Origin of the sequence: Exiguobacterium sp. s64 (genome assembly GCF_018618035.1) — a bacterium.
Classification (GTDB): domain Bacteria; phylum Bacillota; class Bacilli; order Exiguobacteriales; family Exiguobacteriaceae; genus Exiguobacterium; species Exiguobacterium mexicanum_A.
Genome location: NZ_JACSLH010000001.1, coordinates 409,149 through 423,557, shown reverse-complemented (window position 1 = coordinate 423,557; position 14,409 = coordinate 409,149). Strand labels below are relative to the sequence as shown.

Annotated in this window: 15 protein-coding genes; all 15 read right to left on the bottom strand. The window is 53.2% G+C overall.

The genetic code is table 11. The features are described from left to right. Positions 1-1,569 carry a flagellar basal-body MS-ring/collar protein FliF gene (gene fliF / locus KNP64_RS02170; protein WP_214763883.1) on the bottom strand — a complete coding sequence of 523 codons (1,569 nt, stop codon included), beginning with the start codon at positions 1,567-1,569 and terminating at the stop codon, positions 1-3. Between the two features lie 21 nt (positions 1,570-1,590). Next, complete coding sequence (gene fliE, locus KNP64_RS02165) at positions 1,591-1,875, bottom strand: flagellar hook-basal body complex protein FliE (RefSeq protein WP_034777189.1); 285 nt, start codon at positions 1,873-1,875, stop codon at positions 1,591-1,593. 13 nt (positions 1,876-1,888) lie between these two features. Continuing rightward, on the bottom strand, positions 1,889-2,317 hold the full coding sequence (gene flgC, locus KNP64_RS02160; RefSeq protein WP_034777187.1) for a flagellar basal body rod protein FlgC: 429 nt from the start codon (positions 2,315-2,317) through the stop codon (positions 1,889-1,891). Positions 2,318-2,319: 2 nt separating this feature from the next. Then, a complete protein-coding gene (flgB, locus tag KNP64_RS02155; RefSeq protein WP_034777185.1) occupies positions 2,320-2,688 on the bottom strand; it encodes a flagellar basal body rod protein FlgB in 369 nt (122 codons plus the stop codon). 274 nt (positions 2,689-2,962) lie between these two features. Further along, on the bottom strand, positions 2,963-3,742 hold the full coding sequence (codY, locus tag KNP64_RS02150; protein ID WP_016508279.1) for a GTP-sensing pleiotropic transcriptional regulator CodY: 780 nt from the start codon (positions 3,740-3,742) through the stop codon (positions 2,963-2,965). 37 nt (positions 3,743-3,779) lie between these two features. Beyond that, positions 3,780-5,150, bottom strand: coding sequence for an ATP-dependent protease ATPase subunit HslU (gene hslU / locus KNP64_RS02145; RefSeq protein ID WP_138859608.1), 1,371 nt, complete (start codon positions 5,148-5,150; stop codon positions 3,780-3,782). Next, positions 5,147-5,695: an ATP-dependent protease subunit HslV gene (gene hslV, locus KNP64_RS02140; RefSeq protein WP_034777181.1), complete on the bottom strand. Its 549-nt coding sequence runs from the start codon at positions 5,693-5,695 to the stop codon at positions 5,147-5,149. Before hslV ends, hslU begins: the two co-directional genes overlap by 4 nt. 11 nt (positions 5,696-5,706) lie before the next feature. After that, positions 5,707-6,588 (bottom strand): tyrosine-type recombinase/integrase, encoded by an 882-nt coding sequence (locus tag KNP64_RS02135; RefSeq protein ID WP_214763882.1) that lies wholly within the window; start codon positions 6,586-6,588, stop codon positions 5,707-5,709. Positions 6,589-6,772: 184 nt separating this feature from the next. Beyond that, on the bottom strand, positions 6,773-8,131 hold the full coding sequence (gene trmFO / locus KNP64_RS02130; RefSeq protein ID WP_214763881.1) for an FADH(2)-oxidizing methylenetetrahydrofolate--tRNA-(uracil(54)-C(5))-methyltransferase TrmFO: 1,359 nt from the start codon (positions 8,129-8,131) through the stop codon (positions 6,773-6,775). Next, positions 8,083-10,179, bottom strand: a complete 2,097-nt coding sequence (gene topA, locus KNP64_RS02125) for a type I DNA topoisomerase (protein ID WP_034777177.1) — start codon at positions 10,177-10,179, stop codon at positions 8,083-8,085. Before topA ends, trmFO begins: the two co-directional genes overlap by 49 nt. Positions 10,180-10,245: 66 nt before the next feature. Next, a complete protein-coding gene (dprA, locus tag KNP64_RS02120; RefSeq protein WP_214707451.1) occupies positions 10,246-11,037 on the bottom strand; it encodes a DNA-processing protein DprA in 792 nt (263 codons plus the stop codon). Between the two features lie 55 nt (positions 11,038-11,092). Next, the gene (sucD, locus tag KNP64_RS02115) at positions 11,093-12,010 is read right to left on the bottom strand and encodes a succinate--CoA ligase subunit alpha (RefSeq protein WP_034777173.1); all 918 of its coding nucleotides are present in this window, start codon (positions 12,008-12,010) and stop codon (positions 11,093-11,095) included. A gap of 12 nt (positions 12,011-12,022) precedes the next feature. Continuing rightward, positions 12,023-13,183: an ADP-forming succinate--CoA ligase subunit beta gene (sucC, locus tag KNP64_RS02110; RefSeq protein ID WP_034777171.1), complete on the bottom strand. Its 1,161-nt coding sequence runs from the start codon at positions 13,181-13,183 to the stop codon at positions 12,023-12,025. 111 nt (positions 13,184-13,294) lie between these two features. Beyond that, positions 13,295-13,564, bottom strand: a complete 270-nt coding sequence (locus KNP64_RS02105) for an EscU/YscU/HrcU family type III secretion system export apparatus switch protein (RefSeq protein WP_138859611.1) — start codon at positions 13,562-13,564, stop codon at positions 13,295-13,297. Next, the gene (locus tag KNP64_RS02100; RefSeq protein ID WP_214763880.1) at positions 13,561-14,409 is read right to left on the bottom strand and encodes a hypothetical protein; all 849 of its coding nucleotides are present in this window, start codon (positions 14,407-14,409) and stop codon (positions 13,561-13,563) included. The genes KNP64_RS02105 and KNP64_RS02100 overlap by 4 nt, the downstream gene beginning before the upstream one ends.

Genomic DNA, 14,409 nt, shown 5'->3' with positions numbered 1-14,409 from the left:
TCACTCCTCAGACATCCAAGTACGGAGAAGTTTGGCGAACTCTTCAGGATTGCTCTCTGCCAATTTCTCCAACTGTTTCTTCTTGACGGCCCCTTCGCCTCGTTCTTCAAGGTCAAGGTCCGGTACTTCGTCTTCATATGGGACTTCCCATTCGTTCGACTCGGCAATCGGTTCACGTTTGCGTTTACGCATCGCGAAGAACAAGAGCGCGAGCAATACGACGCCCCCTGCTGCTGCCGCATACATCCACCACTGGGTAGGTTGTTCGACCGCAGCCGCTTCTTCCGTCTCAGCGAACGGACGCGATACGACGACGACTTTCTGTTCAAGTTCCGCCTCTGTGAGCGCCTCGCCGGTCTTGGCGAGTGACGTCCGGATAATCGAGTACATCATCGTCTCGAGGTCACCTTCGAGTTGTGGATCAATCGTCGTCGCCCCGTTCGGCGGTTCGACGATCAATTGAACACCGAGATCACGGATCGAGTACGGTGCGTTTTGAATTTGTTTCGTGATGCGGTTGACTTCATAATTGATGATTTCATGATTCTTTTCGCTCTCTTCTTCCCCGGTGCCGGTGGCGGCCGGGAAATTGACCGTGTCATTCTCGGCCGTGCCCGCCGCGGTCGCCGCGCCGGTACCGCCGGTGTACGCTTCGGCGATTCGTTCGGCCGATGTGACGATCCCTTCCATGCTGTCCTCGTTGACAGGTGTCACGAGGTTCTGCTCTTCTGCCGCTTGCGTTGTGTCGATATCGGCCGTAACCGAGACGAGGACGCTCCGCTCTCCTAAGAGGACGGAAAGCATCTGTTGAATCTGTTGACGGACATCTTTCTCAACTTGACGCTTCAAGACGAGCGGATCGGTGGATGATCCTCCTGCCGTCGTCGTTTGGTCCAAATCGTAATACGTAAAATATTGGTCCATGACCGAGATGTTTTCTGGTTTCAAGTTCGGTACGCTCTTACTAATCAAATGGTAGAGCCCTTTGACCGTCGCCGGTTCAAGATTCGTACCTGCTCCTAAATTTAAGACAATCGACGCCGTCGGCTCGCCCTGGTCTTCCGCCAAGAAGACCGATTTCTCAGGAATCGAGATGATGACTTTCGCTTGGTTGATCCCTTCGATCTGTGTGATCAACCGCTCGAGCTCGGTCTGCATCGCACTCCGTTCGATGACGGCCATCTCGCGGTCGGTCGTTCCGAAACCGGCATTTTCACTGAAGAAACTGTAGTCGATTGCGCCTGACTTCGGGATGCCCGCTGCCGCGAGGCTGACTTTCAATTGATCGACCTGTTCGCTCGGTACGTATACACTCACGCCGTTCGATGTCGCTTTAATTTCGGCTTTCACACCGTCAGCCGTCAGCTTCTCCGTCACCTCGCCCGCTTCTTGGGCGGACAGGTTCGTATAAAGCGGAGCCATGTTCGGGCGCGACAGCCAGACGGTCAAGACCACCGCGACGAGAAGTACGCCGGCGATGACGAGGCCCCAAAAGATTTTACGGTTCGTCTTCATCATTTGAAGGGAACCGGTCAGTGAACCGAATCGTTCTTTTAACTTTTCATTCATCGCAACTCGTCATCCTCTACATTAAACTTGCATTCGCATCATTTCTTGATAGGCCTCGACCGCTTTGTTTCGCACCTCAATGGCGAGTTGCATCGCAATCGACGACTCTTCACTTTGAATCATGACTTGATGTAAATCTGCTTTGCCGACAGCAAGGTCGGCCCGGGCTGAACTCGTCGCTTGTTGGACATCGTTCAACGAGCGCATCGCCTCGTTCAAATACGTACCGAACTGAGACGGTGTCTCTTTTACCGTCGGCGTGACGGTCGGTTGTGTACCGATCAACTGTATCGGGTTAATTTGCATCGTTTGTCACTCCTTATCCTTTACCGATTTCCATCGCTTTGACGAGCATCGCTTTCGTGGCGTTCATTGCAGCGATGTTTGCCTCGTATGACCGGGTCGCCCCCATCAAATCGACCATTTCTTTCAACAGGTCGACGTTCGGCATTTGAACGTAGCCGCGGTCATCCGAATCTGGATGGCTCGGGTCATAGACGAGCTTGTACGGGCTTTCATCTTCCACGATTTGTGATACTTCGACGCCGCCGCTGACGGCGGACAACTGTTGTCGAAACGGTGCTTCCTGCAAGACGGTCATTTTCCGCGTGTACGGTTGCCACTCTCCGTCGACGAGTTTGCCTCTTGTCGTCTGGGCGTTCGCGATGTTTGCGGATACCGTGTCCATCCGAAGCCGCTGTGACGTCAATGCCGTCGCCGAGATATGAAAACTATCAAACATCCCCATCGTTAACGTCCTCCTCTAATGACGGTCTTGAGTCCGCCGAGCCGGCGGTTCAATTGTTCCATCATCGCTTCGTATTGAAGTTGGTTCCGGGCCAACTCGCTCATTTCATAGTCGAGGTCGACGTTGTTCCCGTCACTTCGCATCGCTCCTCCGGCCCGGTCCGTGATTGTCGTTGCCGCTCGCTCGCTCGGACGTCCACCCGCCAATTTGAGACGCATCTCGTTGTTCAACGTCTGTTCGAACACGGCTTGTTTCGCCCGGAAGTTCGGGGTATCGATATTTGACAGGTTATGGCTGATGACCTTCTGATTTACGACCGAATGATTGATTGCTTGCTTCATTAATTGATAGTCGGTGCCAATCCAATTCATGCGTTTCACTCACTTTCACCAAAAGAATGCATGTATATACCTTATTTGGAAAATCTACTATTACATTGAAACAAATCTGTAACAGTGTTGAAAGATATTTTTTTCAAAACAGGTAAATGCTATCTTCTGTTTTTGTCGAATTTACGACGAATTCTGAAAATAATTACTTTTGCACTAAAAAAAGTCGCCCCCGACGTATCGGAAGCGACTTTATAAGCCGAAAGTCCTGGTTCAATAGACTTTCCTATAATTCATATACTGAATTGTCTTTATTTCAATTCGATTTCAACTTTTGCAATTCGAACAAGAAGTTGTCATTTAGTATCTTAATATACGTTCCTTTCATACCAAGCGAACGTGATTCGATGACGCCTGCGCTTTCCAATTTGCGGAGCGCATTGACGATGACCGAACGTGTGATTCCCACTCTATCGGCAATTTTGGAAGCAACTAACAGCCCTTCGTTTCCACCAAGCTCCTCGAAGATATGTTCGATCGCTTCGAGCTCTGAATAAGAGAGCGAGTTGATCGCCATTTGAACGACCGCCTTCTTACGGGCCGACGCCTCGGCTTCAGCCGCTTTCTCACGCAGAATCTCCATTCCGACGACCGTCGCGCTATATTCTGCCAAGACGAGGTCGTCTTCCGTGAACTCATTGTTGAGACGACCGAGTACGAGTGTCCCGAGACGTTCGCCGCCTCCGATGATTGGGACGATCGTCGTCATCGAGTCGAGGAACAGTTCACGGTTCTCGACCGGGAAGGCTGTATATTCACTGTCAATGCCGATGTTTTCTGTCGTCTCCTTCACGTTGAACAAGTTCGAGGCATAAGGCTCCGGGAATTGGCGGTCGACTAAAAACGCCTTCATCCGTTCGTTCTCGATCTGTTGTTTGATCGCGAAACCGAGCAAGCGGCCGCGACGGCTCACGATGAACGTATTCGCTTCGAGTACTTCGCGCATTTTGTCCGCCATTTCTTTAAAATCAACGTGCGCGCTTGCCTCTTGTTGAAGCATCGTGTTCAATTGGCGTGTTTTGTCTAGTAAGTTCATAATTCTTATTTTCCTCCCTGTATGTGCATACAGAATCTTATAGTATAAATTGGCTCAAGTCTCGATCTTCCGCGATCGATCCGACTTTTTCTTTCACATAAGCCGGTGTGATTTGAACGTGTGTCTGTGGCATATCGGCCGCCTCGAACGACAAGTCCTCAAGCACGCGCTCCATGATCGTGTACAAGCGGCGGGCACCGATGTCGTCCGTCTCTCGGTTGACGTGCGTGGCGATACGAGCAATCTCTTCGATGGCCGAATGCGTGAACTCGACACTGATCTCCTCAGACTCGAGAAGAGCGGTGTACTGCTTAATGAGTGCCTGGGACGGCTCGGTCAAGATCTTGACGAAGTCTTCTTCGGTCAAGCTGCCCAATTCGACGCGAATCGGGAACCGACCTTGAAGTTCAGGAATCAAATCGGACGGTTTGGCCATATGGAATGCGCCGGCGGCGATAAACAGCACGTGGTCCGTCTTGACCGGGCCATACTTCGTCACGACGGTCGACCCTTCGACGATTGGGAGAATGTCACGTTGGACCCCTTCCCGCGAGACACCGGCGTGATCTTGCGACTTCGTCGCAATCTTGTCGATCTCATCGACGAAGATGATCCCCATCTGTTCACTGCGGCGGACGGCCTCGTCATGAACCTCGTTCATGTCGAGCAAGTTCTCCGCTTCTTCAGCGATGATGAGCGGTCGTGCTTCACGGACTGGCAGTTTGCGCTTTTTCCGTTTTTTCGGCACGATTTGACCGAGCATGTCTTGGAGATTCGATAACCCTTCCATGCCTTGTCCTTGGAACAAGTCGACGGTCTGTTTTTCTTCGAGGTTGACCTCAATCAACCGTTCTTCGAGCTCACCGAGTTCAAGCAAGCGGCGCAGTTGCGCGCGATCGGACGACTGTGTGCTCGTCGGTTCCTCGGTCTTTTGACCTTGACCCCCGAACAGCGCCTCAAACGGATTGGATGCGGTCGGCTCGACCTTGGCTTTCCCTTGCAGGGCGTCGAGGATGCGTTCGGTCGCTGCGACCTCGGCTTGTTCTTTCACGCCCTCTTTCTTCTCTTCCTTCACGAGACGGACCGAATCTTCGACGAGGTCGCGAACCATCGACTCGACGTCACGGCCGACATAACCGACTTCCGTGAACTTCGTCGCTTCGACTTTGACGAACGGTGCCCCGACGAGTTTGGCCAACCGTCGCGCAATCTCCGTTTTCCCGACACCGGTCGGTCCGATCATCAAGATATTCTTCGGTGTCACTTCATCGCGCAAGTCGGCGCTCAGTTTTTGACGCCGATAGCGATTGCGGAGCGCGATCGCGACCGCGCGCTTCGCATCTTTCTGTCCGATGACGAAGCGGTCTAACTCCGCTACGATTTGGCGGGGTGTCAGTTCACGTTTCATTCAGAATCGCCTCCGATCGTTTCTACGATGACTTGGTCGTTCGTGTAGACGCACAGCTCCCCAGCAATCTCGAGAGCGGCACGGGCTATGTCTTCTGCAGTTTTCTCCGGCGAATGCCGCACGAGGGCACGTCCGGCGGCGAGGGCGTAGTTTCCGCCCGAACCGATGGCCAAGATGCCGTCGTCCGGTTCAATCACTTCCCCGTTCCCAGACACGAGCAATAAGTGATCGCTGTCCATGACGATCAACAACGCCTCAAGTTGGCGGAGCATCTTATCTCCACGCCACTCCTTGGCCAGCTCGACGGCCGCACGCGGCAAGTTTCCGTTATACATCTCAAGTTTCGATTCAAACTTTTCGAAAAGGGTGAACGCGTCGGCGACGCTGCCGGCGAATCCGGCGACGACTTTGCCGCCATAAAGACGTCGTACTTTTTTGGCCTTGTTTTTCATGATGACGGCGTTCCCGAACGTGACTTGTCCGTCTCCGCTCATCGCGCCGTGTCCGTTATGGTGGACCGCGAAAATCGTGGTTGCATGAAACATCTGATGACCTCCTACTTTCTCGGATGTGTAGCTTGATAGACCGCTCGCAGACGCTCGGTCGAGACGTGAGTATAACGTCCGGTCGTGGAGAGCGACTCGTGTCCGAGCAGTTCCTGGACGGCGCGAAGGTCCGCCCCGCGCTCGAGCAGGTCCGTCGCAAAACTGTGACGGAGTGAGTGTGGCGTCAACGGCTTGTGAAGGCCTCCCAGCTTCCGGAGTCGCTTCATAACGTAGCGAATTTGGTCCGTTGTCACCCGATTCCCTTTTTGACTGAGAAATAATGCCGTTTCCTGAGTCGTCGCGCACGTTTGCCGCATGTCTAAGTAACGGTCGAGCGCCGTGATGGCGAACTGTCCGATTGGGATGTAACGTTCTTTCTTCCCTTTCCCAACGACATGGACAAACGCGAGGCCCGCATCGTAAGACGACACGTCCATGCCGCACAACTCGGCGACACGCATGCCTGTCCCGTACAACATCTCGACGATCGCGACATCACGTGCCCGTAGGAATGGGTCGTCTTGCCCTTCGGCTGCCTTCAAAAGCTGTTCGACCTCGCTCGGCACGGCGAACGTCGGTAGCGTCTTTCGCCGTTTCGGTGACGTCAAACCATGAAACAACGGTTCACCGCCCGTTTCACGTGCCACAAATTTCCCGAATTGTTTGAGACACGATACTTTTTGGGCGACCGTCGTCGTGGCGGTGTCTGCCTCATAAAGAGCATATAAATAACGCCGCGCCGACTGCACATCATAAGGATCTTGATGTGTCGATTGGCAATAAACGGCGTACTGGTCGAGCGTCTGCTCGTAAGAGCGTTTTGTATGAGGAGACAGTCGGCGTTCGACTTGGCAATAGCGCAAAAACGATTGTTGATCGTCAACGAATCTCATCCTCTCGCCTCCTCGTTTTCAGCTTAAAAACGCATGTTCCCATCAAATCGAAATTAGCATAGCATACACAGTCAGAGGTGACAATAGATACCTCTTCAATAATCTGAAAATTTTCAAAGTGTTGTACAAATTACACAATTGAAATTTAGATTCATCAAAAAGGAGCCAAAATGGCTCCTTTCCCTTAAATCTCTTTATACTGTTGAATCGTTTCGAGGGCACGGTTCGCATAACGCTCATAACGTTCTTGTTTCTTCATCTTCTTCGGAGCATCTTCAAGCGACGGCACGAGACCGAAGTTCGCGTTCATCGGTTGGAAGTGTTTCCCGTCCGTTGTCGTGATGTAGTGCGCCATCGAACCGAGCATCGTCTCACGTGGGAGGACGACGAGCTCTTCCCCAGCGATCAGCTTCGCCGCGTTGATCCCGGCGAGGAGACCGGAGGCCGCCGACTCGACATACCCTTCGACACCGGTCATCTGGCCGGCAAAGAACAACGTGTCGCGTGTGCGGGCCTGATACGTCGGTTTCAAGAGGCTCGGTGAGTTGATGAACGTGTTCCGGTGCATGACACCGTAACGCACGATCTCGGCGTTCTCAAGACCTGGAATCAATTGAATGATTCGTTTCTGTTCGCCCCACTTCAGGTGCGTCTGGAAACCGACCAAGTTGAAGAGCGTCCCGGCCGAGTTATCTTGCCGCAATTGCACGACCGCATGCGGACGTTTGCCCGTCTTCGGATCTTCGAGGCCGACCGGCTTCATCGGTCCGAACAAGAGCGTCTTCTTGCCGCGTTGGGCGAGTACTTCAAACGGCATGCAGCCTTCGAAGTAAATCTCTTTCTCGAACTCTTTGAGCGGGACGACTTCGGCTTTGACGAGTTCGTCATAGAACAAGTCGAACTCCTCTTCCGTCATCGGACAGTTGAGGTAGGCCGCTTCGCCCTTATCGTAACGTGACTTCAAGTAAACCTTGTCCCGGTCGATCGTCTCGCCGTCCAGGATTGGAGCGGCTGCGTCGTAGAAGTACAAATAGTCTTCACCAGTGAACGCTTTGAGCGAAGCCGAAAGATCAGGCGATGTGAGCGGCCCGGTCGCCATGATGACGATCCCGTCCGGAATCGCCGTGATCTCTTCGTTGTGCACGGTCACGTTCGGATGGTTTTTCAACGTGTCGGTCACGAATCCTGCGAAGTCGTGACGGTCGACGGCGAGAGCGCCGCCGGCCGGTACGCTCGCCGTATCCGCCGCTTTCAAGATGAGCGAGTCGAGCGTACGCATCTCTTCCTTCAAGACACCGACCGCATTTTGGAGCCCGTTCGCCCGGAGCGAGTTCGAGCAGACCAATTCCGCGAATTGGTCCGTATGGTGTGCCGGCGTCTTTCGCACCGGTCTCATTTCATACAAATCGACTTTAATCCCGCGCTTCGCGAGTTGCCAAGCCGCCTCGGAGCCGGCGAGGCCCGCTCCGATCACAGTTACACGTTGCTGCAAAGTTAATCCTCCTCTAACTGATGTACCTCGGCATGGGTACAGTTCGTACATTGATATTTCACGCCGTCTTTGATTTTTTTCTCGACCATCATCTTACCACATTCCGGACACGGTTTCGCGACCGGTTTGTCCCATGAGACGAACTCACAGTCTGGATAGTTCGAGCAGCCGTAGAACAGACGACCTTTTTTACTGCGTCGTTCGACGACTTGTCCGTCTTTGCAGCTCGGACATGGGACGCCGATCTCGACTTGTACCGGTTTCGTGTTCGTACAGTTCGGGAAGTTCGAGCACGCCATAAATTTACCGTAGCGGCCCATTTTGATGACCATCGGCGCACCGCATACTTCACAGTCGATGCCAGCCGGTTCATCTTTCACTTCGATCTTCTCGATCTCGGCCTCGGCCCGTTTCAAGCGTTTCTCGAAACTGCGATAGATTGGGGCAACGACGTCGGTCCATTGGACTTCCTCGTTCTCGATCGAGTCGAGGAGCGTCTCCATGTCGGCCGTGAACTGTACGGTGATGAAATCGTTGAAATACTCGTCAATCATCTCGATGACAAGTTCACCGAGCTCCGTCGGGACGAACTTCTTCTCTTCGAGGACGACGTAACCACGTTTTTGAATCGTGTCGAGCGTCGGTGCATATGTCGACGGACGACCAATCCCGAGCTCTTCCATCGCCCGGACGAGCCGTGCCTCACTATAGCGCGGCGGCGGTTGGGTGAAGTGCTGTTTCGGCTCGATCGTGTCGAACTTGACGAGGTCGTCGACTTCGAGCGGTGGGAGCAACCCTTCTTTTTCTGGATTCGTATCTTCGATATCATCATCTTTCGATTCGATATACACTTTCATGAAACCTGGGAATTTGACGGTCGACCCGTTGGCACGGAAAATCATGCCGTTCGATTCGACGTCGATTTTTACCGTGTCGAGGATAGCCGGCGCCATTTGGCTCGCCACGAGACGTTCCCAAATCAACTTGTACAGTCGGAGCTGATCGCGTGACAGGTATGCTTTGACCGAGGCCGGGTCACGTAACGCCGACGTCGGACGAATCGCTTCGTGGGCATCCTGGGCGTTTGCCGCCTTCTTCTCTTTTTGTTTCTGCAATGCGACATACTCTTCACCGAACGTGGACTCGATATACGATTTCGCTTCTTCTTTCGCCAAATCTGAGATCCGTGTCGAATCGGTACGCATATACGTGATCAAACCGACGGTACCTTCTTTCTTACCGAGGTCGATCCCTTCGTAAAGCTGTTGCGCGAGCATCATCGTTTTCTTGGCACGGAAGTTGAGCTTACGGGCCGCATCCTGTTGGAGCGAACTTGTCGTAAACGGGAGCGAGGCGTTCCGCTTCCGCTCTTTCTTCGTGACATCGATGACTTTGAACGAGTCGTCGATCGCGTTGAGCACCGCGTCGGCGTCTGCCTCGCTCTTGAGCTCCAGTTTCTTCCCGTCTTTCCCATAAAACGATGTCTCGAACAATTCGCCTTCATGGTTGAGCATGAGTTTGATCGTCCAATACTCTTCTGGGTCGAAGGCGTTGATCTCCCGCTCCCGGTCGATGATCATTTTGACGGCCACTGATTGGACACGTCCGGCCGATAAGCCTTTTTTGACTTTCTTCCATAATAATGGGCTCATCCCGTATCCGACGAGACGATCCAAAATTCGCCGCGCTTGTTGGGCGTCGACGAGATCGTGATTGATTTTACGTGGGTGCTTGAATGACTCCTTGATCGCATCTTTCGTGATCTCGTTAAAGACGACCCGACATTCTGTCGTTTCGTCGACACCAAGGGCACGCGCTAGATGCCAGGCGATCGCTTCCCCTTCGCGATCCGGGTCAGCCGCGAGAAAGATTTTCGTCGCTTTTTTGGCTGCCGTCTTCAATTCTTTCAAAACTGGGCCTTTTCCACGAATCGTAATGTACTTCGGTTCAAAGTCATGTTCCACGTCGACACCGAGTTGACTTTTCGGTAAATCGATGACGTGACCCATTGACGCTTTGACCGTGTAATTCGATCCTAAATAACGTTTAATTGTCTTTGCTTTTGCCGGTGATTCGACGATCACCAAATATTTTGCCATACATCTGCTCCCCTTTTAGAGGTCGTTTTAAATCCCTACCATAATATTCATGTTGTCGCTCGTTTGTCAACGTCCAATCCTTGAACGCATTAGAATTTGGTCGGAAGTCGTCAATGGAATCGCCCCGTCCTCAATCAATCGATTCGGACCTGCCGCGAGCGGATCAAGCGGGCTTCCAGGTACCGCAAACACCGTCTTTCCTTGCTCGAGCGCATGTCCGACCGTATTCATCGTCCCGCTCTTCTGACGGGCCTGAATGACGACGAGCTGATCGCCGAGTCCGCTGACGAGACGATTACGTTCTAAAAATTGAAATTTTTTGACAGGTGTTTCCGGTGGATATTCGGTGAGGAGTAACCCGTGTCTCGAAATTCGTTCGAACAGCGGCGCATGCGCTTGAGGATACATGTGTGAAAAGCCCGCTCCGAGGACAGCGATCGTCGGACGGTTATGCTGGAGTGCCAACTCATGGACGAGACCATCGATGCCGAGCGCACCGCCCGATACCGAGACAGTTTCTTCTATTAAAGGGTAGAAATGCTCGACGAGACGATGGCTGATGCGATTCAATTCACGGCTTCCGACCAAAGCAGTCGTTTGTTGTTGTAGTACCTCTAAATCGCCTCGGTAAAACAAACAATACGGAGGGTTCGGAATGTCGAGCAACGCGCGCGGGAACGCGTCGTCTTCCCACGTCAAAAAACGGTCGTACGTGACCGTTGAACGAAGCGCCCGTTTTGCTTTGTTCCAGACGTTCGGATGGAAGGGACGAGTGCTCGAACCCGGATGCGATAAGTAATGATGGACGAACTCGACAGGCAGCCGTTCAGCCGCGAATCGAGCGATTGTTTGATTCATCACAATCACCTCTAAAAAAATGAGGGATGGCGCGCATCCCTCATTTCCGAATGGTTTACGTGGTCGGTTGACCCGTCACGCAAGCTTCATACAATCCTTCTTGCTTCAACACCCGGATGAGCGTCTCTCCGATGACGGCAGGCGTCTCGGCGACTTCGATTCCGTTGGCATTCAACGTCTTGATTTTCTCGGCGGCCGTTCCTTTTCCGCCTGAGATGATGGCGCCCGCATGGCCCATCCGTTTCCCTTCAGGAGCGGTTTGACCGCCGATGAAGCCGATGACTGGCTTCGTCATGTTCGCCTTCACCCATTCGGCGGCTTCTTCTTCGGCCGTTCCACCGATTTCACCGATCATGATGACCGCTTTCGTGTCCTCATCTTCGTTGAACGCTTGGAGCGTATCGATGAAGTTCGTCCCGTTGACCGGGTCTCCACCGATTCCGACCGCTGTCGATTGTCCAATCCCGGCCGTCGTCAACTGATGGACCGCCTCGTACGTGAGCGTCCCTGAACGCGAGACGATCCCGACGTGGCCTTTCGTATGGATATAGCCTGGCATGATGCCAAGTTTTGCTTCTCCTGGCGTGATGATTCCCGGGCAGTTCGGTCCGATGAGACGGGCCGGTTTGTCCTCGAGGTAACGTTTCACTTGAATCATGTCGATGACCGGGATGCCTTCTGTGATACAGATGATCAGTTCAATCCCGCTATCGGCCGCTTCCATGATTGAATCGGCTGCGAAGGCCGGTGGTACGTAGATGATCGATGCGTTCGCGCCCGTTGCTTCGACGGCCTCTGACACCGTGTTGAAGACTGGTACGCCGTCAAGTACGGTCGTGCCACCTTTTCCAGGTGTCACGCCTCCGACCAATTTTGTGTTATAAGCCAGCATCTGTTCGCCGTGGAACAGACCTTGTTTCCCCGTGATCCCTTGAATGATCACTTTTGTATCTTGATTCGCCCAAATACTCATGTCGTTTCCCCCTTATCGAACGAGTGCCGCGATTTTTTCTGCACCGTCAGCCATCGAGCTCGCCGAAGTGATCGCAAGTCCAGATTCATCGAGAATGCGTCGTCCCGCATCCACGTTCGTGCCTTCTAAACGGACGACGAGTGGTAAATCGAGACCGATTTCTTTCGTCGCCGCGACGATACCTTCAGCGATGATGTCACATTTCATGATGCCACCGAAGATGTTGACGAAAATGCCTTTGACTTGGTCGTCTGACAAAATCAATTTGAACGCTTCCGTTACTTTTTCTTTCGTCGCACCGCCACCTACATCGAGGAAGTTAGCGGGTTCGGCGCCGTAGTGCTTGATGATATCCATCGTCGCCATAGCGAGACCGGCTCCGTTGACGAGGCAACCGATATTTCCATCGAGCGCGATATAGCTGAGGTCGTGTTTCGACGCCTCGACTTCACGCGGGTCTTCTTCCGTCGTGTCACGAAGATCGACGATGTCTGTATGACGATAGAGCGCGTTGCTGTCGAAGTTGAGCTTCGCATCGAGGGCGATGACGTTTCCGTCTTTCGTCGTGACGAGCGGGTTGATCTCTGCGATCGTGCAATCCGTCTCGACATACACTTTGTACAGTTTCATGACCATGTCACTGAACTTGTTGACGAGCTTGGTCGGCACTTCCATCTTGAAGGCGAGACGGCGCGCTTGGAACGGACGGAGTCCGACGACCGGGTCGACGACTTCTTTATGAATTTTTTCTGGCGTATGTTCAGCGACTTCTTCGATGTCCATACCGCCTTCTGATGAACCCATGATGACAATTCGGCCGATCGAACGGTCAAGCACAAGTCCTAAGTAGAATTCTTGATCAATCGCAGATCCTTCTTCGATGTAAAGGCGTTGCACGACTTTTCCTTCAGGTCCAGTCTGGTGCGTGACGAGCGTCTTGCCGAGAATCTCTGACGCATACTGTTTGACTTCCTCATCCGTCTTCGCAAGTTTGACACCGCCGGCTTTCCCGCGGCCCCCTGCGTGGATCTGGGCTTTGACAACTTTTAGTTCACCGTCTAGCTTGGCAGCGGCTGTAACTGCTTCTTCAACACTAAACGCCGGATAGCCCGTAGGTACGGCCACTCCGAACGCACGAAGCAATTCTTTCGCCTGATACTCATGGATATTCATTTCGTTTCCCCCTTAGTCCCCTTTAATATCGGCACGTCTATTGTAACGAAAAACTGAAAGCGCTGTCTATCGTTCTTGCTTTAAGTTTTCATCTTTTTTTCACATCTACCCCTAGACATCTTCGATTTTTCCTTGTTCCATCTGATAAAGAAACACGAAAAGCTCGGCGATGACCTGATAAAGGTCGTCCGGGATATGCTCCTCAATCTGTAAAGCGGACAATAGTGACAATAGCGCCGGGTCCTCATGGATCGGGACCCCATTCTCCTGCGCGAGCGCGAGCATGCGCTCGGCGACGAGTCCGCCCCCTTTGGCGACGACACGCGGGGCATCCATCGATTGCTCGTAGGACAAGGCGATCGCTTGCTTACGGTCCGTCATATGCGTTGGTCCACCTTTCCGAGCGGGGCGAACGTGTCTGGCACGGATTCCCGCTTTTCTTCGAACGAGAAGCGTGACAGTTCATAGCCGCTCGCTTCAAGCGCCTTGCTGAGCGACGGCTCATAAGCGTTGACGAACGAGCTCAAATCGTGCCGTTCATTGAACACTTTGATCGTGACGTGTCGCTTTTGGACGAGCAGATCGATACCCGTCTCTCCAAACTTCGGTGTCTCCAAAAATAGGACGATGCGTGCGTGGTCGGCGTCAATCATCTCGCCCTTCGGCGCCTCGAGGCGGAATCGGACTTGTTCAAACGGTCCTAATTGCGGTATGTGAAATGCTTGAGCGACGTATGGCGGCGTCTGAAGGGCATTGAACGTCTCCTGAGCCCGGACGAACTGCTCGAACTTCGGGTCCCCTTTCGCTTTGAACAACTCGCCGATGAGTTGCTTCACATCCGACCCGGCTCCGCTCTCGAGCAGTTGACGCCCTTGCGCCTGAAGCGATTCAGGCGTGTCGAGCGGCTGACGGGCGAGCCGACCGAGTTCCGAACTTAGAAGGGCGAGCGGGGACCGTGCGGCTTGCGCAAGGGCTTCTGCTTGTTGCGGCACGACTTTCAAGACGAGCTTTGGTTCGAGCTCGGTGACGACCATCTTGTACGTAACATTCTCTTTGACGTCAGCGTTCACCCCGACCCGGAACAAGCCTTGCGGCAGTTGCATGACCGCCTCGCCTCCCGGCAGCAGCTGGAGCACCCGACCGACGACCGTATTGCCGATGAGCAATTGCCGCGAATTCTGTTCCGTGACCTTGAACGGCATGACGCCTTGATGATCGATCCGCAT